2 protein-coding genes are annotated in these 2,067 nt (G+C 31.2%); one reads left to right on the forward strand and one right to left on the reverse strand.

Translation table 11 applies throughout. The features are described from left to right. A partial coding sequence (locus AC061C_RS15625) for a transposase (RefSeq protein ID WP_478291938.1) occupies positions 1 to 422 on the forward strand: 422 nt, incomplete at its 5' end. 232 nt (positions 423 to 654) lie between these two features. On the opposite strand, the gene AC061C_RS15630 is transcribed toward AC061C_RS15625, so the two are convergent. Next, positions 655 to 1,857, reverse strand: coding sequence for a Shedu anti-phage system protein SduA domain-containing protein (locus tag AC061C_RS15630; protein WP_478291939.1), 1,203 nt, complete (start codon positions 1,855 to 1,857; stop codon positions 655 to 657). Between the last annotated feature and the right edge of the window lie 210 nt (positions 1,858 to 2,067).

A 2,067-nucleotide genomic window follows, 5' to 3' on the forward strand; every position in this document is an offset into this window, starting at 1 on the left:
TGGGACGTTACACCCATAAAATCGCCATTAGTAACCAGAGAATTAAAAGTATTGACGGGCAAAATGTGACTTTTGATTACAAAGATTACCGAATAGCAGGTGCAAAAAAGAAGATGACACTGACTCATCAAGAATTTATTCGGCGTTTTGCGTTGCATATTTTGCCTAAACGTTTTGTGAAAATACGACATTACGGTTTTTTGAGCAGCACATGGAAGCGTCAAAAATTGAAGCTTTTACAAGAGAAACTCAAAGTAAAAGTGCTAGAAAAAGTAGAAAAGAAGCCTTTTTTGCCTAAATGTCCGTGTTGTAAAATGGGCAATTTACATCGGATAGCGGTTTTTGACCAGCGTGGTCCACCTCCCGAAGCCTCGGGATGGTATCTTGGCGGTAGCCAAAACTCCATTCCCTGTAAAAGCTAAATTATGGGTAAGGGTACGTGTGCCTAATCTTGAAACTTCGGGAAAGGAAAACACGTAAAAACCATCTTGATTTTACCGCACAAAAAAAGAGGATACTAAATCCTCTTAATATTCTCTCTCTAAACTTTACGATAACTCCATAGTTCCTGCCAATGAACGGTTCCGTTCAACACAGGTTTCATTGTTCGGCTTGCAGCCGCAACGAAACCTTATCTGTTATAGCCAGTTTTTTTTACACGTAAAATTGAGAAACAACACCTTCAATTAGGTCATCATATGTTAAAATCTCAAGTTGATTAAACTCTTCACAAATATCTTTCCACTCTTCATTTTTGAAATCCCATCTTCGACCCATTACAAGAAATCTTTTAGGATATCTTACTTTTATGTTATGATTATTCTCTAACCAAGTTCTATTATTAGGATCTTCAAAATATTCTTTATACACTCTTGTTTGAGAAATATATGAGTTTATTTCGGCTGAAAAAGATTCTCTATTTTCTATACCAACAATTGATTTAGATTTAAGATTTGGCAGTTTAAATTCAACTATATCAGAATAATCATTTGGCTTTTCAATTAGAAAGTCTGGCTTAATATCATTTCTATTCTCCGATTGCCATTTACAAAGAACTTGTGAATAAATATTTTTAGCAAAAAATCCCATAGTAAGTATAAATTTATGGTCATCTTGTTCTAAAAAGCTTGTTATATCAGGTTCTGAAGTTTCTTTATTCCCGATCAATTCTATAAATCTATTAATTATTGGTAATTTAAAGTATTTGTAATCATCTTTGTTCGGCATTGGATAAATATATCTTGCATCATTTTCTACAAGAGATTTTAAAGGACCAATATTTATTTTAAATTCTTCTCCATTTGCCACTTCATTTTTTTCTATTGGGATAAAATCTAACCATTTAACGTGACGCGTTTTTAATCCATTATCATCTGCATCATAAAACCTTGAGTTTATTATTCTATGAAATTTATTTACAATTGGTTTTAGCATTGGTGAATTAATACTCAATATTGAATCTTGAGCTATCCAATTCCATTTATTTTGTATCATTAAATCAAAACCTTCATTTGTTGGTAAAACCCAATCTAATGAAAACTCAGGTAAAGGAAATATAATATTCACCTTGGAATTGTATTTAAAACCAATAATATCTTCTAATAAATTTTTAGTATCTGAATAATCTAATATTTTTATTTTAGTTTCAATTTCATCAGGTAGTTCGTCTATTTGCTCTTCCCCAAAATATTCAACAGCTATATGGTCAATTCCAATATAAATGACAATCATTTCATTTTTAATTAAAAAAGCAGGAAAAGAAGATAATAAAGATGGATTGTCGGCGATATATTTTGATAATGGCCTCCAATAGTGTTCACTTATACCATTAATTATTCCTTGATAAAAATCACTCATATTTCTGTTTTTTCTGTTTTCTAAAATTGGCTATAACGTTCATTATTGTTGCAGTTAAGGAAAAGTACACCTAATGCTTCGATTAAAGACCCAATTAAACCAAGTACAAAACAGTAAATAAATTAATAACCAAAGCCTTAATTGCTACAATATATTGTTGAACTAAACCTTCGGTAACGCGAAACCGAAAAAGTAGTACTTTTCAAAGAT

The organism is Flavobacterium sp. GNP010 (assembly GCF_056428945.1).

Coding starts and splice junctions, on each gene's coding strand:
- AC061C_RS15630 (WP_478291939.1), bottom strand. CDS start 1,857: ATGAGTGATTTTTATCAAGGAATAATTAATGGTATAAGTGAACACTAT.